Genomic DNA, 22,656 nt, shown 5'->3' with positions numbered 1-22,656 from the left:
CGCGTCCGGGTGATAGAAGCTGCCCACGCCGTGGGCAGAACCGTCCACGGCCTTGAAAGCGACAAGAAAACCCATCAAGTTGCGGGACTTAACATAATAGGGCTTGGGCGCGGCCACGCAGGTTTCCCGACCGCCCTTCCGGCTCCAACGACCAACCCGATCAGGACACGCCATTGACCATGGCCCAAGGAATGAAGCGCCTCGGGACGCCGATCGCGGCGCTGCTCGGCGTGGCGCTGATCGCCCTGATCGCGACCTCCTGGCTCATCAACCGCGACGCGCTGCGCAAGGCGGTCGAAGCGCAGATCCGCGACGTCACCGGGCTCGAGCTCAACGTCGCGGGCAGCATCGACATCTCGGTGCTGCCTGCGAGCTACATTTCCTTCCACGACGTCGGCCTCAAGGGCGGCGGCACCAGCGATTCCGCGCTCCATGTCGACGTGCTCACCGCCAATCTGCGGCTGCTGCCGCTCCTGCTGCGGCGGTTCGAGATCGCCGACCTGACGCTGCTGCGGCCGCGCATCCATGTCAGCCTGAAGCCGGACGGTGAGAGCAACTGGACGCCCTTCATCCAGACCATCGCACGCACCATGAAGCCCGGGGCCGAGAATCAGGTCTCGTTCTCCGAAATCCGGATCCAGGATGGCGTGCTCGACTACGAGGACGCAGCCACCCGCGCCACCGAGCAGCTCGGCGACATCGACCTGTCGCTGGCCTGGCCCTCGATCTCGCGCTCCTTCGCCGCGACGGGACAGTTCGACTGGCGCGGCGAGCGCGTCGACGGCTCGATCAGCTTTTCCGATTTCGTCGCCGCCCTCTCCGGCGAGCGATCGGGTCTGAAGGCGCGGATCGCCAGCGCGCCGCTCAAGCTCGCCTTCGACGGCAGCGTCGCCAACCGCACCAGCCCGATGATGGAGGGTACGCTGACGATCGACAGCCCCTCCTTGCGCAACGCGTTGCGCTGGACCGGGCAGCCGCAGCCCGCCAGCGGCGGTTTCGGCCGCTTCGCGCTGAAGGCGCGCGCCAACGTCGTCGGCGCCTCGATCGCGCTCACCAATGTCAATGTCGAGCTCGACGGCAACGCCGCCGAGGGCGTCATGACCTACGCCAACAACGGCCGGCAGACGCTGCAGGCGACGCTTGCCGCCGACGCGCTCGACTTCACACCCTATATCTCCACCTTCCGCCTGCTGGCGAGCGGGGCGCGCGACTGGAACAGGCAGCTGTTCGATCTCCAGGGATTGTCGACCACCGACCTCGACATGCGCCTGTCGGCGGCAAGGCTGACGGTCGGGCCGACCAAGCTCGGCCGCACCGCGATCGGCGCCAATTTGCGCAACGGCACGCTGGCGCTCTCGGTCGGCGAGGCGCAGGTCTATGGCGGGATCGCGAAGGGCTCGTTCGGCATCGCGCGGTCCGATACGGTCGCCGACATCAAGGCACAATTCCAGTTCACGGATGTGGATTTGCAGGCTTGCGCAACGGAGCTGTTCGGCCTCAACAAGCTATCCGGCCGCGGCAACATCAACGTCTCGCTGTTCGCCTCCGGCTCGAGCCCGTTCGGCCTCGTGCAGTCGCTCGACGGCAGCGCCACCATCACCGGGCATGACGGCGCGATCTCGGGCTTCAATGCCGAGCAGCTCCTGAAGCGCCTGGAACGGCGGCCGCTGTCGGGCGGCGGCAATTTCCGCAACGGTTCGACGCCGTATAACAATCTCACCATCGCGGTGAAATTCTCCGACGGGATCGCCACCGCCGAGGACATCCGAATCGAAGGGCCGGCGGCGAAGATCACGCTGACCGGCACCGCCTCGGTGCCGACGCGCGAATACGACATGAAGGGCGTGGCGAGCCTCAATACGACGTCCGGCTTTCAATTGCCCTTCATGGTGCAGGGCCCCTGGGACGATCCGCTGATCTTCCCCGACCCCGAAAGCCTGATCCGGCAGTCGCCCGCGGCGTCCCCCTTCCTCGATCTCCTGAAGCAGCGCATCACCGGGGGCGGCAAGCGCCCCGCGCAGGACGGATCGCCGACGGCGGACAATGCCAAGGAGAATGCGAAGTCCAACTGAGGATCGCGCGATTCTCTGCCGCTGTTCGACCGTCGCGAATTGATCGGGGCGAATTGATGCGGCGATTGGATCGATGCACGCGTTAAGCACCTCCACCAGCCTCTGTTCTCACGACCTAGGTCTGACAACATGCCGCTAGATCGGATTACCGCCATGCGCTAGTGTTTTATACGACCGGTTAAAAACACCGGCCGTTTGAGGGAGAAAAACGTGAAATCCAAGGTTATTGGCGCAATATCACTGGCGGTCGCTGCGGTTGGGCTGTTTGCCGCCACTGCACCCGCATTTGCGCAACAGAAGACGATCACGGTCTGGTGGGTCAAAGGCTTTTACAAGTCCGAGGACGAAGCGCTCGCCGAGACGATCAAGAAGTTTGAAGCCAAGACCGGCATCAAGGTCGAATTGTCGCAGTACGCGATCCAGGACATGATTCCGAAGACCGTCGCAGCGCTCGATGCCGGCACCGTGCCCGACGTCGCCTATTCCGACAGCTACGACGTGCAAGTGCAGGGCAAGTGGGCCTATGAGGGCAAGCTCGAGGACCTCACCGACGTCATGGACCCGATCAAGGGCCGGTTCGTGCAGAACACGCTGGACGCCTCGATCCTGTACAACGACGTCGCCAAGAAGAAGGCTTATTACGGCTTCCCGCTGAAGCAGCAGAGCATGCACGTCCAGATCTGGAACGACATGCTGGAGAAAGCCGGCTTCAAGCAGAGTGACATCCCGAACGACTGGACCGGCTACTGGAGCTTCTGGTGCGACAAGGTGCAGCCGGCGATCCGTAAGGCCACAGGCCAGCGGATCTATGCCGTCGGCCAGCCAATGGGCGTGGAATCCACCGACTCCTTCCAATCGTTCTACACCTTCATGGACGCCTACCACGTCAAGCTGGTCGACGACGACGGCAAGCTGCTGGTCGACGACCCCAAGGTCCGCGACGGCCTGATCAAGGCGCTGAAGGACTACACCGACACCTACATCAAGGGCTGCGCTCCGCCCTCCGCGACCACCTGGAAGGACCCGGACAACAACGTCGCCTTCCACAACAAGACGATCGTGATGACTCACAACTTCACGATCTCGATCGCGGCGAAGTGGTACGAGGAGTCACAGAATCAGAACCTCACCCCGGAACAGCGCGAGGCCGGCAAGAAGGCTTATGAGCAGGACATCGTCACGGCGTCCTTCCCCAAGGCTCCCGATGGTTCGACCATCAAGTATCGCTCCGACGTCAAGACGGGTCTGATCTTCACCGCGGCCAAGAACAAGGCCGAGGGCAAGCAGTTCCTCAGCTTCCTGCTGCAGGAAGAGAACATCCGCCCCTACATCGAGGGCGCGCTCGGCCGCTGGTTCCCGGTGACGAAGGAAAGCCAGGAAAGCCCGTTCTGGCAGGCTGACAAGCACCGCAAGGCCGTCTACACGCAGTTCAAGGGTGGCACCTCTCAGTTCGACTTTACCAGGAACTGGAAGTTCACCATTCTGAACAACGAGAACGTGTGGGCGAAGGCGATGAACCGCGTCGTCAGCGAGAAGATTCCGGTCGACAAGGCCGTCGACGAGCTGATCGCCCGCATCAAGCAGGTCGCGGGCTAAGTCGTCCGCCCCTTCTCTCCGCGTTGAGGCGGAGAGTGCAACAACACACCGGCCGCGTCTCGCGGCCGGCTTCTCTTTGAAGAGTCCGAAAGAATGGCGATCACGCTCTCTGGCGATCAGGCAATACCCGGCCCGCCCCTGTCGTCGCGGCTGACCCCGGCGCAGGTCTGGGGCATCCTCCTGCTAACACCCTATCTGCTCGTCTTCCTTGCCTTCGTCGTCTATCCCGTCTGCTACGGGCTCTGGCTGGCTCGCGATCCGGCGAACTACGTGGCGCTGTATCACGACCCGATCTTCGCGCGCGCTGCAATCAACACGCTGATCTTCCTGGTCGTCGGCATCAACATCAAGATGATGATTGCGCTGTTCCTGTCCGGCTTCTTCGCCCAGCAGCGCACCTGGATCAGATGGCTCTCGGTGATCTTCATCCTGCCCTGGGCGGTGCCGTCGATCCCGACCATCCTGTCGGTGCGCTTCATGCTCAATCCCGAATGGGGCATGGTCAACCATTTCATCTTCTCGTTGACCGGCGATGACGGCCCGAACTGGCTGAACGATCCGACCGTCGCGCTCTGCATGGCAATCGCCGTGCACATCTGGAAGTCGCTGCCGTTCTGGACGCTGATCCTGATCACCGGGCGCCTTGCGATCTCGCACGATCTGTTCGAGGCCGCGGAGGTCGACGGCGCCAGCTGGTGGCAGAAATTCCGCTACATCACCTGGCCCTCGATGCAGACGCTCTACGTCACTTGCACGCTGCTTTCGATGATCTGGACGCTGGGCGATTTCAACAGCGTCTACCTGCTCACCGGCGGCGGACCTGCCGACCTCACGCACGTCCTGGCGACGCTCGGTATTCGCTATCTCCGGCTCGACCAGCTCTCGCTCGCGATGGCATCCATCGTCTGCGCGATGCCGTTCGTGCTGCCGCTCGTTTACTTCATGATGAAACGGTTGTCGCGATGAAGCTTCCTTCTCTCCGTGACGTCGCGACGGAAGCGCGGCTGCTGCTGATCGGCATTCCCGTCTTCCTGTGGACGATGATCCCGATCTACCACATGTTCCTGTTCGCGATCTCTCCGAAGGAGGACGCGTTCTCGGGCAAGCTGTGGCCGGACCATCCGACGCTGCACAACTTCGAGATCGTGTTCAAGCAGCAGCACTATTTCCTGCGCGACTTCTACGCCCAGTTCTGGAATTCGGTGGTGATCGCGGCATCCGTCGGCGTGCTGACGCTGTTCATCGCGACTGCGGCGGCGTTTTCGATCTCGCGGCTGAAGGTGCCGGGCGGCCGGGTGGTGCTGAACCTCGCGCTCTTCACCTATTTCATTCCGGCCGCGTTCCTCGCCGTGCCGATGTACCGGACCATGGGCAATTACGGCCTGCTCAACAATCACTGGTCGCTGATCCTGGCGATGGTGACGATCGCCTCGCCTTACGCGATCTGGGTGCTCAAGCAGGCCTCCGACAAGCTGCCGGTCGAGCTCGACGAGGCCGCGGTGATGGACGGCGCGACGACGCTGCAGATCTTCCGCCTGGTCTATTTGCCGCTGATGATGCCCTCGCTGGTCGCGATCGGCACCTATGCGGTGCTGCTGGCCTGGAACGAATATCTCTACGCGTTCCTGCTGCTCTCCAACGACCGCGAGATCACCCTGCCCGTCGCGCTCGGCAATTTCCTCGCCGCCGACGATTCGCCTTGGGAGCTGCTGATGACCACCGGCTTCATCTATGCACTACCGCCGGCCGCGGTGTACTACGCCTTCCGCCGCTACATGGTGGGCGGACTGACGGCGGGTGCGGTGAAGTCGTAAGCCCCCTTCGTCATTGCGAGCGCAGCGAAGCAATCCAGGATCTTTCTGCGGAGAGACTCTGGATTGCTTCGTCGCAAGGGCTCCTCGCAATGACAGCCCGATCCTACAGCGGCGCTGCGCTCTCGCCCCGCGAGCTCGACAGTTTCGAGGCGAGCGAGGCGATGACGATGACGACCGCGATCAGGGCGATCACCAGCGTGCAGATCGCGTTGATCTCGGGCTTCACTCCCAGCCGCACCTCGGAATAGATCCGGATCGGCAGCGTCGCCGAGCCGGGGCCGGTGGTGAAGCTCGCGATCACGAGATCGTCCAGCGACAGCGTGAAGGCGAGCATCCAGCCGGCGACGATCGCGGGCGCGATCAGCGGCAGCGTCACTGAAAGAAACGCGCGTACCGGGTCGCAGCCGAGGTCCATCGCGGCCTCCTCCAGCGAACGGTCGAGCGAGCCGAGCCGCGACTGCACCACCACGGCGACGAAGCACATCGTCAGCGTGGTATGGGCGATGGTCACGGTCCAGAAGCCGCGCTCGGCGTTGAGCGCCACGAACAGCAGCAGCAGCGACAATCCCGTGATCACCTCGGGCATCACCAGCGGCGCATAGAGCATGCCGGAGAACAGCGTGCGGCCGCGGAACCGCTCGCCGCGCGACAATGCGACCGCGGCGAGCGTGCCGAGCAGCGTGGCAATGGTCGCGGAGGAGACCGCGACCCGCAGGCTCATCCAGGCCGCCTCGATCATGGCGCGGTCGTTGAAGAACTCGTGATACCAGCGCAGCGACCAGCCGCCCCAGACCGTCACCAGACGCGAGGCGTTGAAGGAATAGATGACGAGGATGAGGATCGGCAGATAAAGGAACGCCAGTCCCAGCGCCAGCGAGGCGACGTTGAAGCGGGACAGGCGGGAGGCCTTGCGCATCATCTCAGCGCCCCTGTTCCAGCTGCCGCTTCTGCAGGCGCTCATACAGCAACAGCGGCACCAGCAGCACGGCCAGCAGCATGATGGCGGCGGCAGAGGCGACCGGCCAATCCTTGTTGGTGAAGAATTCGAGCCACAGGGTCTGGCCGATCATCAGCGAATTGGAGCCGGCCAGAAGATCCGGAATGACGAACTCGCCGACGATGGGGATGAAGCACAAGAGCACACCGGCGCCGACGCCGGGCAGCGACAGCGGAAACGTGACCAGCCAGAACACCTGCCAGGGCGGTGCCCCAAGATCGGCGGCTGCCTCCTCCAGCGCCGGCTCCATCTTGGCGAGCGTGGCGTAGAGCGGCAGGATCATGAACGGCAAGTAGGAATAGACGATGCCGATATACATCGCGCTGTCGGTGGAGAGCCAGACCACGGGCTGGCTGACCAGGTGCAGCGCCAGCAGGATCTGGTTGAGCAGGCCGTCGTGCTGGAGGATGTTGATCCAGGCATAGATGCGGATCAGGAACGAGGTCCAGAACGGCACGATCACCAGCACCATCGCCACCGCCTGCCAGCGCTTCGGCAGCCGCGCCATGCCATAGGCGATGGGATAGCCGATCAGGAGCAGAAGCGCGGTCGCCGTGACGGCGACGGTGAGGCTGCGCAGATAGGCGAACATGTAGATGTCGTCGGAGGCGAGCAGCCTGAAATTATCGAACGACAGCGCCGCCAGGGCCGCCTTGAGTGCGTCCCACCCCGCCGTCAGATCGAACACCGGCTCGTAGGGCGGCTGCGCGATCGCCGTCTGCGACAGGCTGATCTTCAGCACGAAGGCGAACGGCACCAGGAAGAACAGCACCATCCAGACATAGGGAGCGATCGCGGCGAAGCGCGCCGGCCTCGCGAAGATGCGGCGGGCGCTCATGATTGCAGCACCACGCAATCGTCGGGCGTGAACCAGGCGACCACATGCTGGTTCAGGCTGTAGGCATCGACGTCGATGCGCGCATTGTTGGCGACGGACGCCAGCACCGTTCCGCCGGCGTCGAGCTTCACCTTGTAGGTCGTGGTGCCGCCGAGATAGCAGATGTCGGCGATCACGCCATCGAGCCGGTTGATCGCCGTCTCACGGCCGGCCTCGCTCACCGGGCCGTGCCGCGACAGCTTGACCTTCTCAGGACGGATCGCGACCGCCAATCTTCCCGCGCCGACCGGCTCACGCGGCTCGGCTACCACCAGCGCCCCCGCATCGCGCGTGCCGATGATCAGACGATGACCGTCGCGCAATTTGGACTCGCCGTCGAACAGATTGACGTCGCCGACGAACTCCGCGATCCAGCGCGAGCGCGGCGCCTCGTAGAGCTGGCGCGGGCTCGCGACCTGCGCGAGCTTGCCTGATTTCATCACGCCGATCCGGCTCGCCATCGTCATCGCCTCTTCCTGGTCGTGGGTGACGACGATGAAGGTCATGCCGAGCCGGCGCTGCAGCGCCATCAGCTCGCCTTGCGTGCTCTCGCGCAGCTTCTTGTCGAGCGCCGCGAGCGGCTCGTCGAGCAGCAGCAATTGCGGACGGCGGGCCAGCGCGCGGGCCAGCGCCACGCGCTGGCGCTGGCCCCCGGAGAGCTGGTCCGGCTTGCGCTTCTCGAGCCCTTCGAGCTTCACCAATGCGACCATCTCGGTCACACGGGTGGCGATGTCGCCGCGCGCCATCCCGGCGCGCTTCAGGCCGAAGGCGATGTTGTCGCGCACGGACAGATGCGGAAACAGCGCGTAGTTCTGGAACATCATGTTGATCGGCCGCTCATGCGGCAACGCCTGCGCGATGTCCTTGTCCCCGAGCAGGATGCGTCCCTCGTCCGGCGCCTCGAAGCCGGCGAGCATGCGCAGCAGCGTGGTCTTGCCGCAGCCGCTGGGCCCAAGCAGCGCGAAGAACTCGCCGGCCTTGATGTCGAGCGAGACGCCATCCACGGCGCGGAACGTCCCAAAGCTCTTGGCGACGGCCTCGATGCGCAGCAGCGGCTGGCCGGCTGCGACCGCGTCTCCATCGGCCGCACCCGTCGCGCCGTGCGTTTTCGGCAATTCGTCCGTCATGTTTCCTGCCAACCCCGATTCCGCCGCACGCTAGCGTTCGATCGGCTTTTGCTCAACCGGGTCGGGGTGGATCGTTCACACCCGCCATGAACGCGGCCAGCGCCTCACGATCCGCGGCCGGCATGGTCAGGCCGAGCTTGGACCGGCGCCACAGGACATCATCCGGAAAGCGCGCCCATTCGCGGGTCATGAGATAGCGCACCTCGGCCCCGGTAAGCTCGGGCCCGAAGGCGGGCCCGAGCTCGCCGCGGGTCTTGGCCTCCCCCAGCACGACGGCCAAGCGTGAGCCATAGGCGGCGACGAGGCGCTGGGCCTGCGCTTCGGAGAGAAAGCGCCAGCGATCGCGCGCAAGGTCGACTTCGGTGTCGAAACGGTCCCAGGCGAAATCGCCCCCGGGCAGCGCTGCCCCCGCAGTCCAGGGTGGTGACATCGGATAGAACGGCGTCAGCTTCGTCACCGCCCGCTCGGCGCGCAGACGCGAGGTGGTGACGTCGCCGCCGAACATCGTGATCAGCGGCGCCTTGCGCCGGCGCGCGTGGAACAAAGTCGTGCCATGACCTCGCCGTGCGGACGCCGGCACCAGATTGACCCCGGAGACCGTCCGGACCACATCGGCCGGGGCGACGCGCTCGCGGAAATAGCGGCTGACCGCCTCGCAGAGATAGCTGACATCGGCCCCCCGCATCGCGACGATGGCGGGATCGCCGGTAAACTCGTTCGTGACAGTGCCGATCAGCGTGAACTCCCGCTCGAAAGGGGAGGCGAAGATCAGGCGTCCGTCGCTGTTCTGGAAGACGTAGACGTTGTCGGAATCGAACAGCCTGGGCACGATGATCTGGCTCATCTGTATGGGCGCTGCGGCGGGTTGCGGCAGGCGCAGCACCGTCTCCGCGACCGTCGACGCCCACGCCCCGCTGGTGTTGGCCAGCGCCCGGGCCGTGATGGTGCGGCGATGGCCGCGATCGACCACCGCGAGCCGCCAGATGTCGGTTCGATCGGCACGCACGCAGCGCGCGCCGGTCCGGACCGCAGCGCCGCGTTCGGCCGCGTCCAGCGCCGTGAGCACCACCAGGCGGGAATCGTCGACGACGCAGTCCGAATATTCAAAGGCCGTGCCGAACGGGCGCTTCAGCGCGTTGCCGACCGGATGATGCGTGATGTCGATGGAAGCTGATGGCGGCAGGCCGCTTGGGCTGGAGAGCCTGTCATAGAGCAACAGGCCGGCGCGCAGCAGCCACGGCGGACGCGCGTCGGAATGCGCGGGGATCACAAAGCGCATCGGCCGGACCAGATGCGGCGCGATGGCGAGCCAGATCCGGCGCTCGGCCAGCGCCCGACGAACCCGGCAGAACCCGCGCCGCTCCAGCACCGACAGATCGCCGTGGATCAGCCGGGGTGTCGCCGAGGACGCCGCGCCACCGAGATCGCCCTGCTCGAACAGGACGACCCGCAGACCGCGGCCGGCCGCATCGCGCGCGAGGCTGACACCGTTCAGACCGCCGCCGATGATCGCAAGGTCGTAATCCGCCATGAGGCCGTCGAGAAGGAGCGAAGCGCCCCATCATCTCTAGAACGATTTCCGTTCCGATGAAATCAGAACGGAAATGGCTCCAAATTCCTATTTCGACGCGTTTTCTTGACGCGAACCGGTGTCCACTTCGCTCGAAAACGCTCTAGCCGGTCTTGAGCGCAAGCTCCATGACCTCTGCGCGACCGACCAGACCGGCATATTTGCCGATCGGCAACGGCTTGCCGAGGAGATAGCCTTGCACGCCGTCGCAGCCCTCCTTGGCGAGGAAGGCGAGCTGCTCGATCGTCTCGACACCCTCGGCGATGATCGACATGTCGAGGCCGTGGCCGAGATCGATCACCGCACGGACGATCGCAGCCGATTGCGGGTTGCGGCCGAGATTGATGATGAAGGCGCGGTCGATCTTGATCTTGTCGAACGGGAACGCCTGGAGATAGCTCAGCGAGGAATATCCGCTGCCGAAATCGTCCATGGAGATGCGCACGCCCAGCGCCTTGAGGCGTCGCAGCAGCGCGAGACCCCGGTCGAAATCTTCGATCAGCACGCCCTCGGTGATCTCAAGCTCGAGCCGGCCGGGCGCAAGGCCGGTCTCGATCAGGATCGAATGGACGAGGCCAACCACGTCGCCGTGCATGAACTGCGCCGGCGACAGATTGACCGCGACCTGAAGCGGTTTCGGCCAGGACGCCGCCTCGCGGCAAGTCTCGCGCAGGATCCACTCGCCCATTTCGACGATCAGGCCGCTTTCCTCCGCGATCGGGATGAATTCGGCCGGCGAGACCTGGCCGCGCACCGGATGCTGCCAGCGCGCCAATGCCTCGAAGCCGATGATCTCGCTCTCGGCGACGCTGCCGCCCGCGGCCCCCTGCGGCTGGAAGGCAAGCGAGAGCTCGCCGTTCTTGATCGCCATCGACAAGTCCTGATGCAGCACGCGGCGATCGCGGATCTGCTGGTCCATCTCCGGCTGGTAGAGGCTGATCGTGCCGCGGGACTTCTGCTTGGCGCGGAACAGCGCCGCACCGGCATTGGCAAGCAGCGAGGCGCCGTCGGTGCCATTGTGCGGGAAGACCGCCATGCCGGTGGTGGCGCCGGCGCGGACCGCCCGGCCGTCGATCTGGAATTCCTTCGCGACGGCTTCGCCGAGGTGCCGCGCCAGCGCAAGGCCGGAATCCGGCTGCTTGCCGTCGATGATGAGGCCGAATTCGTCCCCGGAGAGGCGCGCGACCACGCCGCCGCGAGCGGAGTCCTGAAGCCGCTGGGCCACCTCGATCAGGAGCTTGTCGCCGAGTGCGTGGCCGAAGACGTCGTTGACCTCCTTGAGACCGTCGAGGTCGACGCAGAGCACGGCGAACTCCTCGTCGGTACCCTCGCAGGCCTCGATCATCTGGGTCAGCGCCTGAAGGAAGGCCGCCCGGTTCGGCAGGTCGGTGAGGCCGTCGTGATAGGCCATGTGCGCCATGCGCGACTCGGTCTGCCGGCGGTCGGTGACGTCCTCGTGGGTCTTGATCAGATATTGCGGCTCGCCGGTGTCGCCGAGCACGGTGGCGCGGCGGGTCAGGAACAGCCGCAGGCCGTCCTTGGTGGAGATCGGATGCTCCTCGGTGATCATCCCGCGTTTCTTGATCGCGGCCTCGTCGCGCGCGATGATCAGCTTGGCTTCCTTGGGGTTGAAGATGTCGGACGCCGTCAGGCCCGTGGCTTCCTCGCGCCGGCGATTGAGGATCGTCTCCGCGCTGCGGTTGGCGAGCAGATAGCGGCCATCCTTGACCTGCTCGACGATCAGCGCCACCGGGATGTTGTCGACCACCAGTTCGAGGAACTTCTTGGTGCTCTCCAGCTCCTTCGACAGCGAGCGGCGGTCGGTGATGTCCTCGAACACGAGCATCAGGAATTCGGGCTTGTTGCTCTCGTTGCGGACCACGATCCGGATCGAGGCGACCATGCGCCGCTCGCCGCCCCGGTCGACCTCGAATTCGTTGCGGAACTGGCCGTCCGGCGAATCGAGTGCTGCCCGGTCGGTCGCCTCGATGCTGTCCGCCGAAGCGGATTCGAACAGCTCTCGCGCGTTCTTGCCGACGACGTGGTCGCGCGAGAAGCCCCAGAACCGCTCATAGGCGCGGTTGGCGAAGATATAGCGGCCGTCCTCGATGTTCTTCGCGGCCACACAGGCCGGAACGTTGTCGAGCACCGTTTCGAGAAACTGCTTGGTCGAGGCGAGCTGCCGCGACAGCTTGCGCTGCTCGCTGACGTCGAGATGCGTTGCCACCGAGCCGCCGTTCGGCAGCACGAAATATTTCACCAGGATGGCCCGACCGTCCGGAAGTTCGGTGATCAGGCCATTGGTGCTGGCCGCCTTCTCATAGAACTCGTCGTCGGAGGCGCCGCCGAGCACCCCGCGCTTGCGTCGCAGGTCGAGCAGCTCATAGCCGTTCATGTTAGGCCAGATATCCGAGCGCGTCAGGCCGTAGATCTCGAGATAGCGGTCGTTGCAGAAGATGATGCGGCGCTGCGCATCCGTCATCACCACGCCCTGATTGAGATTGTTCATGGCGGAGGAGACGAAGGCGTTGCGCCGCAGCTGCAAACGTCTGGTCCGGCGCAGCGAGGAATGAATCCACAGCGATATCGCGGCAAGGAAGGCGCAGACGACGATGCCTGCGATCAGGGCTTCCCAGACCACGTTGGGGTCGAGCTGACCAAGATAGCTCGGCGCGGCAAAGCCGTCCGACAGCGCAAGGGCGCGCGCGGGCGCAACCGTGCCGGCGAGGCACACAACGGCCTGCACAGCAATCGGAAGCGTGCTGCCCTCGTGCCAGTTCTTCTCAGCCATCAGCCACCCGCGATTTCAACGTCGGATTGTCTGGCTTCACGGGTTTGGATCGGGTAAACGCCTGTAAGCGCAACAGAAAAATGTGACGTGAAATACGGCAATTGGCCTGACATGATAAATTCTTCCTTAACGGAAAACGGCCCCGCGCCATTCGCTCCAGGTCTGACGCCACCGGCGCTCCCAGCGGACATGCTGCACAACCATGGATAGCGTCGATTGCGTCGTCATCGGAGCCGGCGTGGTCGGGCTCGCGGTGGCCCGAAGGCTGGCGCAGGCCGGGCGCGAGGTCATCGTGCTCGAGGAGGCCGAGGCGATCGGCACCATCACCTCCTCGCGCAACAGTGAGGTGATCCATGCCGGCATCTACTACCGCGCCGGGAGCTGGATGGCGCGCATGTGCGTCGCCGGCAAGCACGCGCTCTACCGCTACTGTGCCGAGCGCGGCATCCCGCACAAGAATTGCGGCAAGCTGATCGTCGCGACCAGCCCACAGGAGACCGCGAAGCTGCAATCGATCAAGGCGCATGCCGAGGCCAATGGCGTGCTCGACATGCAGCTGCTCGCGGGCGAGGCGGCACGCGCGCTGGAGCCGGCGCTGGCCTGCGACGCCGCGCTGCTGTCGCCCTCAACAGGCATCATCGACAGCCACGCCTACATGCTGTCGCTGCGCGGCGAAGCCGAGGAAGCCGGCGCGGCCTTCGCGTTCCGCACCCCGCTGATCCGCGCCAAGGCGGCCGGCGGCGTCATCGAGATCGAGGCCGGGGGCGCGGCGCCGATGACGCTGCAATGCAGCCTGCTCGTCAACGCCGCGGGGCTGTCGGCGACGATGGTGGCGCGCAATATCGACGGCATGCCGCTGGGCCGCATTCCGCCGGCCTATCTCGCCAAGGGAAATTACTTCAGCTGCAATGCCAAGGCGCCGTTCTCGCGCCTGATCTACCCGGTGCCCGAACCCGGCGGTTTGGGGGTGCACCTGACGCTGGACATGGCCGGCCAGGCGCGCTTCGGGCCTGACGTCGAATGGATCGAGACGATCGATTACGAGGTCGATCCGTCACGCGCCGAGCGCTTCTATCCGGCGATCCGCAAATATTGGCCGGCGCTGCCCGACGGCGCGTTGATGCCGAGCTATTCAGGCATCCGGCCGAAGATCGTACCGCCCGCGGTGGCCACGCAGGACTTCCTGATGCAGGGACCGCGCGATCACGGCGTCGCAGGCCTTGTGAATTTGTTCGGGATCGAGTCCCCTGGACTGACGTCATCGCTCGCGATCGCAGATCACGTCGCCGAGCTCGCAGAGGTCTAGAGCGCAGACAGGTCCAAGCATCGCGCAAGCACGTTGTGCGATGCTTCCCTTGCAGCAGGGACGAGCGCAATAACTCTCATCCCTGCATAAGGAAGGTACGATCAACTCTACGCTGTTATGGGGGTTACTAGTGGAGCGTGTCGCCGTGCTTCAGACGCTCGATCTGGTCCTTGACCATCAACTTCCGGCGCTTCAACTCAACAATTTGCAGGTCGTCTGTTGAAAGGTGCACGAGAGCGTCGTGCAATTCGTTTTCGAGAAGTTTGTGCTTCCGTTCCAATTCAACGAGATGTGCCTGAATTGTCATTCGAAACCTCCTCGGTAGGGTTGAACCTCAGGATTCGATCCGGACAACGAAGTCTACATCACCGATTCGTTCTGTCGATGGGTATCCGTCATTGCAGCTTCATTTTTGAAAATTCATATGTAACGAAGCGTGAGTAAAGGAACCGCGCCGGAAAAATCCGTGATATCAATGCGCTTGCACGGTCGCTCGGCGCCCCCGCAGAAATATGTTGCGGGAGATCGGCGAGCAAGGAGCGCAGATCGCTTGCGATCACGCCGCGCAAGGACGATAATTTCCACAGGGCATCCACAGCCTTAGTCTCACGCCTATCGGTTTTCGGCCACCGCAGACATGACCAATGAAGACGAGCGTGAGCTCGAAGCCGAGCTCACCCGGTTGCAGCAGGAACACCGAGATCTCGATGCGGCGATCGATGCATTGCATCAATCGCCCGCCCCCGACCTGTTGCGGTTGCAGCGGTTGAAGAAACGCAAGCTGTTGTTGCGCGACCGCATCGCGTTCATCGAAGACCAGATCACGCCCGACATCATCGCCTGATCCACCGACTGCGCGACAAGCCCACCCGGTATCGAATCCGCTTGACTCGAAAAGAACAAAATAAGAACATTGGGAATGCCCAACGCCCCCAGGAACGCCCGAGGAAACGCAGATGTCGACAGCCGCCCTTCTCGACAACAGCCACTATGAACAGGCCTGCGACCAGGCCATCGCGATGTGCGACGGCAATCTGCGCAGCACCATCAAGGCGCTGATCATGGCCAACGAATATCTGGAGGCCGAGCTGGAGGAATTGCAGGCGGCAATCTCCGCCGGCTGCATCCCCGAAACCTCGCGCAGCAAGATGCGGAGCAAGAGCAGCGCCGCCTGAGTTCAACTTTGGAGCAACGCCATGTCGGACGTGACCTATTACGTTGCAATGCCCTTCTTGATCGATGCCGACGGCTCGCCTGTCGCAGGTGCAGCGGAAGAATGCCAGAGTTCGACGGCCGCGTTGCGGCGCGCCGAGGCCCTGTCGCATGGCGCAGGCCACATCGGTGCGGTCGCGTTCAGCCGCAGCGGCGATCCCATGACCGGCGAATTCGGGGACGCCACGCTGCTGCGCAAATTCGGCAACGTGCCGGAAGATCTCGCCACGTTGTAGGAATCAGCTGCTGACCAGCCTGATCCGCGGCTCGTGCCGCCGGTGGGCCTTGCGCACATACATCGCGGCATCCGCCTCCTCCAGGGCGCGGCCTGCATCGGATTGCGCCCCCAGCAGCGCAACACCGACGGAGGCACCCGCGGTCACGTGCTGGCCGCGAAAGACGAAAGACAATTCGTCGATCGCCTGTTCGAAGGCGGCGGCCTTCGCCTTGGCATCGGTCTCGCTCAGATTCCAGAGCAGCAGCGCGAACTCGTCGCCCCCAAGCCGGCCGACCACGTCGGAGGCACGGACCTGCCGCGTCAGTGTGGCGACAATCGCCTTGAGCACCTCGTCGCCGGCGGCATGACCGAACGAATCGTTGATCGGCTTCAGCCGATCGACGTCGAGCACGATCAGCGCCCCGCTGGCGCGGTAGCGCTTCATGTAGGCGACAGCGCGCGCGAGTTCGCGCTCGAAGCCGCGGCGGTTGGGAATCTCGAGCAGGAAATCGGTATCGGCCGCGGCTTCCAGCTCCGCGACCCGGCGCTGCGCCGCCTTGAGCTTGGTCCGCAAGTCCCGGATCGTCGCCCTGAGGGTCTCCTTGGCGCCATCATCGCCCGCCGCGGCGCGCCGCAGCGGCTTCGCCGGACGCTTCGGGGCGGCTTTGGAACGGCCGGCGCTGGTCCTCCGGCCCGCCTTGGCCTTCGCAGCACGCGCCCTTTTTGGTTTCTTCATGGGCATCCTGCTCAATGAAGGCTTGCGGGGATTCACCAAGACAGGATAGTGGATTCCCTTCTCCTTGCCACCGCCTTGCGAGCCGCCGGCCGGAACCGTTAATCTGGCCTATCCTTCTGTTTTTCGGGCACAATTAACGTCATGACCGCGCCGATCGCCATCATCATGGGAAGCCAGTCGGACTGGGACACGATGCGGCACGCCGCCGACACGCTCGCCGCGCTCGGCGTTGCAGCCGACAGCCGCATCATTTCGGCCCACCGCACCCCCGACCGGCTGTTTGCTTTCGCCAAGGGCGCCAAGGCCGCGGGGTACAAGGTCATCATCGCCGGCGCTGGAGGCGCTGCGCACCTGCCCGGCATGGCGGCGGCGCTGACCGAGCTGCCGGTGTTCGGCGTTCCCGTCGAATCCAAGTCGCTCAAGGGCCTCGATTCGCTCTATTCGATCGTCCAGATGCCCGCCGGCATCCCGGTCGGCACCCTCGCCATCGGCAAGGCCGGCGCGACCAACGCCGCGCTGCTGGCAGCATCCGTCCTGGCACTGTCCGACCCGGCCTTGTCCGACCGCCTCGCCGCCTGGCGCAAGGCTCAGACCGAGGCGGTCGCTGAGCGCCCGGAGGGCAAGGCGTGACTGACACCCGGCACGTGAAGCTGAAGCCCGGTGACACCATCGGAATCCTCGGCGGCGGACAATTGGGCCGGATGCTGGCGATGGCTGCGGCACGGCTCGGCCTGCGCTGCCAGGTGTTCTCGCCCGATCCGGACTCGCCGGCTTTCGACGTCGTCTTGAACGCGACCTGCGCCGAATATGCCGATGTCGAAGCGCTCGAACTGTTCGCGGGCGACGTCGACGTCATCACCTACGAATTCGAGAACGTCCCTTCGGCCGCTGCGATGGTGCTGGACGCACGCCGCCCGGTGCTGCCCAATCGCAAGATCCTCGAGACCACCCAGGACCGGCTTGCCGAAAAGGATTTTGTCACCCGCCTCGGGATCGGCACCGCAGCCTACGCCGACGTCACTTCCGTCGCCTCGTTGCGCGAGGCGATCGCCAGGATCGGCCTTCCGGCCGTGCTCAAGACCCGCCGCTTCGGTTATGACGGCAAGGGCCAGGCCATCATCCGCGAGGGCGACGACATCGCCAAGGTGTGGACCAGCCTCGCTACCAAATCGGCGATCCTGGAAGCCTTTGTGCCCTTTGAGCGCGAGATCTCCGTGATCGCCGCACGCTCGGTCACAGGCGAGGTCGAGTGTTTCGACGTCACCGAGAACGAGCACCGCGACCACATCCTGAAGATATCGCGCGCGCCGGCCCCGATCCCGGACACGCTCGCCGAGGAAGCGCGCAGCATTGCCGGAAAGATCGCGGGCGCGCTCGACTATGTCGGCGTGCTCGCTGTCGAGATGTTCGTGCTGGCCAATGGCACCGGACCGAAGGTGCTGGTCAACGAGATCGCCCCGCGCGTGCATAATTCCGGGCACTGGACGCTCGACGGCGCGTCCGTCTCGCAGTTCGAGCAGCACATCCGCGCCATCGCCGGCTGGCCGCTCGGCAAACCGGTGCGGCACGGCGAGGTCGTCACGATGACCAACCTGATCGGCGACGAGATCAACGACTACGAGAAATGGCTGGGCGTGCCTGGCGCGACCGTGCACATCTATGGCAAGGGGGCGCCGCGCCCGGGCCGCAAGATGGGCCACGTTACCGAAGTCAGGCCATCGCAAGGCAAGTGAGGGGACCGCAGCAATCGCTGCGATCCCGCTTGGCAATTTCCTTCTGACGCGTTCTCTTGACGCGAACCGGCATCCACTTCGCTCGAAAACGCTCTCTACGCCGTCTTCGCGCCCGCGACGACGCCTGCGGGCTCCTCGCTGAGCCAGCGATAGATCACCCCGCCCAGCGCGCCGCCGATCAGCGGTGCGACCCAGAACAGCCAAAGCTGCGCTGTCGCCCAGCCACCGACGAACAGCGCAGGACCCGTGCTGCGCGCCGGGTTCACCGACGTGTTGGTGACGGGAATGCTGACGAGATGGATCATCACCAGCGCGAGCCCGATCGCAAGCGGCGCAAAGCCCGCGGGCGCGCGGCCGTGGGTGGCGCCCATGATGATGAACAGGAACATCATGGTCATCACCACCTCGGTGAGGAAGCACACGATCATGCTGTACTGGCCGGGCGAATGCGCGTCAAAGCCGTTGGATGCGAAGCCCTTGCCGACGTCGAAGCCGGGAGCCCCGCTCGCGATGACATAGAGAAGCCATGCAGCCACGATCGCACCAGCCACCTGGGCAATCACATAGGGCAGGATCTGCCCGGCGGGAAAACGGCCGCCGGCTGCAAGACCGACGGTGACCGCCGGGTTGAGATGGCAACCCGAGATATGGCCGATCGCATAGGCCATGGTGACCACGCTGAGTCCGAACGCGAGGGAAACACCGACCAGGCCGATTCCGACCTGCGGAAAGCCGGCGGCGATCACCGCGCTCCCGCAGCCTGCGAATGTGAGCCAAAAGGTCCCGATGGCTTCTGCAGCGTATTTCTTGATATCCATGTGTAGTCCCCTGCTTGCAAGATTCCGGAACAAAGCTCCGGAAACGGCCCCATCATTGGCGTCAAATCTCCCAAATCAGGGCCGCACGGAGGTATTTTGCCTCATTTAATGGCTGAACTTGGCCCGAATCCCCGCTTGGCCGGTGGACATTGCAGGTTTTGTCTGATACATGGGCGCCCTCAAGGTTAAGGGCTTGCGCGTTTCGCCATCCCCTTCGTCTTACCAGAATTCAAATCCGATCCACTGAAGAGGATGCCGCGTGCAGGTTCTCGTTCGCGATAACAATGTCGATCAAGCCCTCAAGGCGCTGAAGAAGAAGATGCAGCGCGAGGGAATTTTCCGCGAGATGAAGCTCCGCGGTCACTACGAGAAGCCCTCCGAGAAGAAGGCCCGCGAAAAGGCTGAAGCCGTGCGCCGCGCGCGCAAGCTGGCCCGCAAGAAGCTGCAGCGCGAAGGCCTGCTGCCGATGAAGCCGAAGCCGGTGTTCGGCGCCGGCCCCGGCGGTGATCGCGGCGGCCGTGGCGGCCCGGGTGCAGGTCCGCGCGGACCGCGCTGATCTACCGGATCTTGCAAGACTTCAGTTTCCGATGACGCGGGCCCCTGGCCCGCGTTATTGTTTGTGAGCGGTGCCTTTCTGGGACGGGGCACTACCAGTGCGGCACGAGCGCGAGCGAACCGTAAATGGCCTCCCCTTTCCCCGAGCGCGGCTTGACGCGGCGACGCCGGATCTGGCAGCCGTTCGCGCTGGCTTTGATGGGGACTGCACTTTGCGGCTGCTCCTTCGATCTGGGATCGTTGATGCCGGAGAGGGACAAGCCGCAGGAGGCGCCCAAGGCGGCCATGCCCGCTGAGAGCGCGGTGAGCCCCGGCAACGTCACCGAAGCTCAGGCCCACACCGCAAAAGCCCAATCCCTGGCGAAGTCAGGCGAGACCGCGGCAGCGCTCGACGAGTTCAATCGCGCGGTCGGTCTCGACCCCTACAATGCGCAGGCGCTTTATGGCCGTGCCCTGATCTACCAGGCCAATCATCAGCACGACTTCGCGATCGCCGATTTCAGCGCCGCGAGCGGACTCAACCCTCAGAAGGTCGAACCACTGCTCGGCCGCGCCACCAGCTATCTCGCGCTCGGCAAGATCAAGGAGGCCGCAGCCGACCTGGATGAGGCCTCCGAGGCGGATCCGCACAACGCGCAGGTCTGGACTACGCGCGGACAGGCCTATGAACGGCTGGGCGACAAGGCCAAGGCGGCGGCATCCTACACCAGGGCCGTCTCGCTTCGTCCACGCGACGACACCGCACGCAGCGGCCTCGCCCGCGTCGGCGGCTGACGGCTTGGACCCGGCGCAGACGCTGTCTTAGTCCGGAGTGGCGCTCTTGGGCAGAACGGAGTGGAACATCGACTTCATGCCCGACAGCATCTCGTCGGCCACATTGGTCTTCTTCGGCCGGGGCATGGTGGCACCGGCATCGGCGCGCAGATCGAGCGGCGGCGCGATCACCGGCACGGGAATGTCCGCCGGCGGCGAGATCCGATTCGGGTCGTCGTTGCCGACCGAGGCCGTGTAAGACGGCGACGGACCGCCATTGCCATAGGTCTCCGACGAGGGCGTGGACACTGTGATCGGCGGCGGCAGCGGACGGACCGCTGAAGGCTCCGTTGTGATGACGCGCGGAGCCTCGGGAACGCGGGTAGCTTCGCGCACCGCGGGCTCGGATGTCCGCTCGACCGGCTTGGTCTCGGCAGATTTGGCTTCGGCAGCTTTGCCCTCAGGCGACTTGCGAAGACGCTCGATGGCGGCGCGCGCCAAGTCGTTGGCGTCGGGGGTCGCAGCCTGGGACGCTCCGGCCGGCGCGGCATTGGCCTCCGCGACCGGTGCAGTGGTTGGCGGGGTCGCCTTCGCGGCGGCCTTCTCGCGCGCGGGGGGGCGGCCATGCGAGGGGGCGTCGGCAGGCGCGACGTCTGCAGCCTTGCTCTCACGCTTCTCGGCGGGCTTCTCGGCCGGCGCCTTGTCCGTCACACCCTTGTCGGAGACGCTCTTCTCCGAGATGCCCTTGGCCTTGACGCCTGGCCCAGGAAGGTTGGCGGTGTCCGTCGGCTTGCCGTCGCTGCCGGCCTGGGAAGGGGCCACCACGGCCGCAGGGGCATCAGCCGCCGGCTTGGCGTTGATGTAGTGGTTAACGATGTACGCCCCGATGATCGTCGCGAGCACCGAGGGGAAAATATCCATCGAAATTTTAGCGAGGTATTTCAGCATTCCGGCCACTCCCCGCGCGATCTGATGCGGGAACTTTGGGGCATTGTAAGGGATCAACTGCGACGGATCGATGGCAAGTGTTAAGGCCGGACTTACGGCTTCAGCTCGATCTCAAGGAACACGATCTCGGTTGAGGTTTCGTTAAGTACGTCATGTTGGACGCCCGCCTTGCGGAAATAGGATTTCCCGGCCGCAAGCTGCGCCTTGGACCGCTCGCCATTGGGTGCCACGATGGTCATTTCGCCGGCGACCACGGGAACAATCACGTAATCCATGCCGTGGGTGTGATGCCCGGTGGCGCTGCCCGGACCGAGCCGCCATTCGGTCACCCGGACCTGTTCGTTATCGACCTGAACCTCGGATCTGGCGGCAAGCATCGGAACTCTCCTGGGACGCGATCCGGCCGGTGAGGGCGGCGGACGCGCAAAATGGGTTCAGGGCACGAAAACCATGAATACGTAGACGGCAAATACCACCATATGGACCAGCCCGAACAGGACGTTTGTTCTGCCTGTGCCGAAGGTCAGCATGCTCAGGAAGAAGGTCAGGAGCAGGAGCACGCTGCCCTGGGCGCTGAGGCCGAGCTCGAGCTCCTTGTCGAGCGCGTAGGTGGCGATGCCGACGGCCGGGATCGTCAGCCCGATGGTGGCGAGCGACGAGCCCAGCGCGAGGTTGATGCTCTTTTGCAGATCGTTCCTGCGGGCCGCTGCTACGGCCGCGACGCCTTCCGGCATCAGGATCAGGAGCGCGACCAGAAGGCCGGCAAAGGCCGGGGGCGCGCCGATCCTGACCGCAACGGCATCGACCACCAGCGAGAACTTCTTGGCGAGCAGCACCACCGCCAGCAGTGCAATCAGCAGCAGCAGGACGCTGAGCACGAACTTTCTGCCCGACAGATGCACCGCGCCGCTGTCCCCGTCCGCCCGTTCATGGACGAAATAATCCTTGTGCAGGACCGTCTGGGTGTAGAGAAACACCCCGTATAGCGCGAGCGTGACGACGTCGACGAAACCGAGCTGAGCTGCCGAATAGACCGGCCCCGGCGTGCTGGTCGTGTAGTTGGGCATGATCAGCGTGATGGTCGCGAGCGCGAACAGGACGCTGAGATAGACGTTGGCGCCGGAGAGCTGAAAACCCTGTTCGCGATAGCGCAGGCCGCCGATGAAGATGCAGAGCCCGACGAGGCCATTGCAGACGATCATGACCACGGCGAACACGGTGTCGCGCGCCAGCGCCGGCGCGGGCTTGTCACCGAGCATGATCGTGGTGATCAGCGCCACCTCGATGATGGTCACCGAGAGCGTCAGCACCAGCGTGCCATAGGGCTCGCCGACCCGTTCGGCGATCACTTCGGCATGATGAACCGCGGCGAACACCGTGCCGAACAGGATGACGAGCAGCACGGTCGCGAAGACGAGCCCGCTCAGCGAGAGCGTGAACGCGTAGCCCGTCGCGCTGACGGCTGCGAACAACAGCACGGCCAGCCCCGGGAAGATCCAGGCCGACCGGGGCATCGGACTATGCGCGCTCATCC

Annotated in this window: 23 protein-coding genes; 12 read left to right on the top strand and 11 right to left on the bottom strand. The window is 64.7% G+C overall.

Going from position 1 to position 22,656, the window contains the following annotated elements:
• Positions 1–179: 179 nt before the first annotated feature.
• The 4 genes from D6B98_RS20920 to D6B98_RS20905 all read left to right on the top strand — a co-directional run bounded on the left by D6B98_RS20920 (position 180) and on the right by D6B98_RS20905 (position 5,482).
• Positions 180–2,072, top strand: coding sequence for an AsmA family protein (locus D6B98_RS20920; protein WP_126259017.1), 1,893 nt, complete (start codon positions 180–182; stop codon positions 2,070–2,072).
• Positions 2,073–2,282: 210 nt separating this feature from the next.
• On the top strand, positions 2,283–3,668 hold the full coding sequence (locus tag D6B98_RS20915) for an ABC transporter substrate-binding protein (RefSeq protein WP_126258816.1): 1,386 nt from the start codon (positions 2,283–2,285) through the stop codon (positions 3,666–3,668).
• Positions 3,669–3,761: 93 nt separating this feature from the next.
• Entirely contained in the window at positions 3,762–4,634 is an 873-nt protein-coding gene (locus tag D6B98_RS20910; protein ID WP_035998764.1) for a carbohydrate ABC transporter permease, read from the top strand.
• Positions 4,631–5,482 (top strand): carbohydrate ABC transporter permease, encoded by an 852-nt coding sequence (locus D6B98_RS20905; protein ID WP_126258815.1) that lies wholly within the window; start codon positions 4,631–4,633, stop codon positions 5,480–5,482. Before D6B98_RS20910 ends, D6B98_RS20905 begins: the two co-directional genes overlap by 4 nt.
• Before the next feature lie 103 nt (positions 5,483–5,585).
• Here D6B98_RS20905 and D6B98_RS20900 read toward each other — a convergent pair whose 3' ends face one another.
• The 5 genes from D6B98_RS20900 to D6B98_RS20880 form a co-directional block, all read right to left on the bottom strand.
• Positions 5,586–6,398 carry an ABC transporter permease gene (locus tag D6B98_RS20900; protein WP_126259016.1) on the bottom strand — a complete coding sequence of 271 codons (813 nt, stop codon included), beginning with the start codon at positions 6,396–6,398 and terminating at the stop codon, positions 5,586–5,588.
• A gap of 4 nt (positions 6,399–6,402) precedes the next feature.
• Positions 6,403–7,317 carry an ABC transporter permease gene (locus D6B98_RS20895; RefSeq protein ID WP_126258814.1) on the bottom strand — a complete coding sequence of 305 codons (915 nt, stop codon included), beginning with the start codon at positions 7,315–7,317 and terminating at the stop codon, positions 6,403–6,405.
• Positions 7,314–8,483, bottom strand: coding sequence for an ABC transporter ATP-binding protein (locus D6B98_RS20890; RefSeq protein WP_126258813.1), 1,170 nt, complete (start codon positions 8,481–8,483; stop codon positions 7,314–7,316). The genes D6B98_RS20895 and D6B98_RS20890 overlap by 4 nt, the downstream gene beginning before the upstream one ends.
• Positions 8,484–8,535: 52 nt before the next feature.
• On the bottom strand, positions 8,536–10,014 hold the full coding sequence (locus D6B98_RS20885; protein ID WP_126258812.1) for a glycerol-3-phosphate dehydrogenase: 1,479 nt from the start codon (positions 10,012–10,014) through the stop codon (positions 8,536–8,538).
• A gap of 142 nt (positions 10,015–10,156) precedes the next feature.
• Positions 10,157–12,844, bottom strand: coding sequence for a sensor domain-containing protein (locus tag D6B98_RS20880; protein ID WP_126258811.1), 2,688 nt, complete (start codon positions 12,842–12,844; stop codon positions 10,157–10,159).
• A gap of 202 nt (positions 12,845–13,046) precedes the next feature.
• Between D6B98_RS20880 and D6B98_RS20875 the strand changes: the two genes are divergently transcribed.
• A complete protein-coding gene (locus tag D6B98_RS20875) occupies positions 13,047–14,150 on the top strand; it encodes an NAD(P)/FAD-dependent oxidoreductase (protein WP_126258810.1) in 1,104 nt (367 codons plus the stop codon).
• 127 nt (positions 14,151–14,277) lie between these two features.
• On the opposite strand, the gene D6B98_RS20870 is transcribed toward D6B98_RS20875, so the two are convergent.
• Entirely contained in the window at positions 14,278–14,457 is a 180-nt protein-coding gene (locus D6B98_RS20870; RefSeq protein WP_028138361.1) for a YdcH family protein, read from the bottom strand.
• A gap of 330 nt (positions 14,458–14,787) precedes the next feature.
• On the opposite strand from D6B98_RS20870, the gene D6B98_RS20865 reads away from it, so the two are divergent.
• The 3 genes from D6B98_RS20865 to D6B98_RS20855 all read left to right on the top strand — a co-directional run bounded on the left by D6B98_RS20865 (position 14,788) and on the right by D6B98_RS20855 (position 15,598).
• The gene (locus tag D6B98_RS20865; protein ID WP_008546179.1) at positions 14,788–14,994 is read left to right on the top strand and encodes a YdcH family protein; all 207 of its coding nucleotides are present in this window, start codon (positions 14,788–14,790) and stop codon (positions 14,992–14,994) included.
• Between the two features lie 112 nt (positions 14,995–15,106).
• The gene (locus D6B98_RS20860; RefSeq protein WP_026201909.1) at positions 15,107–15,325 is read left to right on the top strand and encodes a hypothetical protein; all 219 of its coding nucleotides are present in this window, start codon (positions 15,107–15,109) and stop codon (positions 15,323–15,325) included.
• A gap of 21 nt (positions 15,326–15,346) precedes the next feature.
• Complete coding sequence (locus D6B98_RS20855) at positions 15,347–15,598, top strand: hypothetical protein (protein WP_126258809.1); 252 nt, start codon at positions 15,347–15,349, stop codon at positions 15,596–15,598.
• Between the two features lie 3 nt (positions 15,599–15,601).
• On the opposite strand, the gene D6B98_RS20850 is transcribed toward D6B98_RS20855, so the two are convergent.
• Positions 15,602–16,315 (bottom strand): GGDEF domain-containing protein, encoded by a 714-nt coding sequence (locus D6B98_RS20850; RefSeq protein WP_164718748.1) that lies wholly within the window; start codon positions 16,313–16,315, stop codon positions 15,602–15,604.
• 141 nt (positions 16,316–16,456) lie between these two features.
• Between D6B98_RS20850 and purE the strand changes: the two genes are divergently transcribed.
• Together purE and D6B98_RS20840 are read left to right on the top strand one after the other, a co-directional pair.
• Positions 16,457–16,945, top strand: a complete 489-nt coding sequence (gene purE, locus D6B98_RS20845) for a 5-(carboxyamino)imidazole ribonucleotide mutase (RefSeq protein ID WP_126258807.1) — start codon at positions 16,457–16,459, stop codon at positions 16,943–16,945.
• On the top strand, positions 16,942–18,048 hold the full coding sequence (locus D6B98_RS20840) for a 5-(carboxyamino)imidazole ribonucleotide synthase (RefSeq protein WP_126258806.1): 1,107 nt from the start codon (positions 16,942–16,944) through the stop codon (positions 18,046–18,048). Before purE ends, D6B98_RS20840 begins: the two co-directional genes overlap by 4 nt.
• Before the next feature lie 95 nt (positions 18,049–18,143).
• Here the strand turns inward: D6B98_RS20840 and aqpZ are convergent, their stop codons facing one another.
• Complete coding sequence (gene aqpZ, locus D6B98_RS20835; RefSeq protein WP_126258805.1) at positions 18,144–18,866, bottom strand: aquaporin Z; 723 nt, start codon at positions 18,864–18,866, stop codon at positions 18,144–18,146.
• A 259-nt stretch (positions 18,867–19,125) separates the two neighbouring features.
• Here aqpZ and rpsU point away from each other — a divergent pair, with 259 nt between their 5' ends.
• Both rpsU and D6B98_RS20825 read left to right on the top strand, forming a co-directional pair.
• Positions 19,126–19,422 carry a 30S ribosomal protein S21 gene (gene rpsU, locus D6B98_RS20830; protein ID WP_008546194.1) on the top strand — a complete coding sequence of 99 codons (297 nt, stop codon included), beginning with the start codon at positions 19,126–19,128 and terminating at the stop codon, positions 19,420–19,422.
• 125 nt (positions 19,423–19,547) lie between these two features.
• Positions 19,548–20,195, top strand: coding sequence for a tetratricopeptide repeat protein (locus tag D6B98_RS20825; RefSeq protein WP_126258804.1), 648 nt, complete (start codon positions 19,548–19,550; stop codon positions 20,193–20,195).
• Between the two features lie 27 nt (positions 20,196–20,222).
• Here D6B98_RS20825 and D6B98_RS20820 read toward each other — a convergent pair whose 3' ends face one another.
• The 3 genes from D6B98_RS20820 to D6B98_RS20810 all read right to left on the bottom strand — a co-directional run bounded on the left by D6B98_RS20820 (position 20,223) and on the right by D6B98_RS20810 (position 22,654).
• Positions 20,223–21,122, bottom strand: a complete 900-nt coding sequence (locus D6B98_RS20820) for a hypothetical protein (protein ID WP_126258803.1) — start codon at positions 21,120–21,122, stop codon at positions 20,223–20,225.
• Positions 21,123–21,214: 92 nt separating this feature from the next.
• Entirely contained in the window at positions 21,215–21,499 is a 285-nt protein-coding gene (locus tag D6B98_RS20815) for a cupin domain-containing protein (RefSeq protein WP_126258802.1), read from the bottom strand.
• 57 nt (positions 21,500–21,556) lie between these two features.
• Positions 21,557–22,654 carry a calcium:cation antiporter gene (locus D6B98_RS20810; protein ID WP_126258801.1) on the bottom strand — a complete coding sequence of 366 codons (1,098 nt, stop codon included), beginning with the start codon at positions 22,652–22,654 and terminating at the stop codon, positions 21,557–21,559.
• Between the last annotated feature and the right edge of the window lie 2 nt (positions 22,655–22,656).

It is taken from the genome of Bradyrhizobium sp. LVM 105 (genome assembly GCF_003957705.1).
Taxonomy (GTDB): Bacteria; Pseudomonadota; Alphaproteobacteria; order Rhizobiales; family Xanthobacteraceae; genus Bradyrhizobium; species Bradyrhizobium frederickii.
The sequence above is the reverse complement of the archived record's forward strand: the minus strand, read 5'-3'. Positions and strand labels throughout refer to the sequence as shown.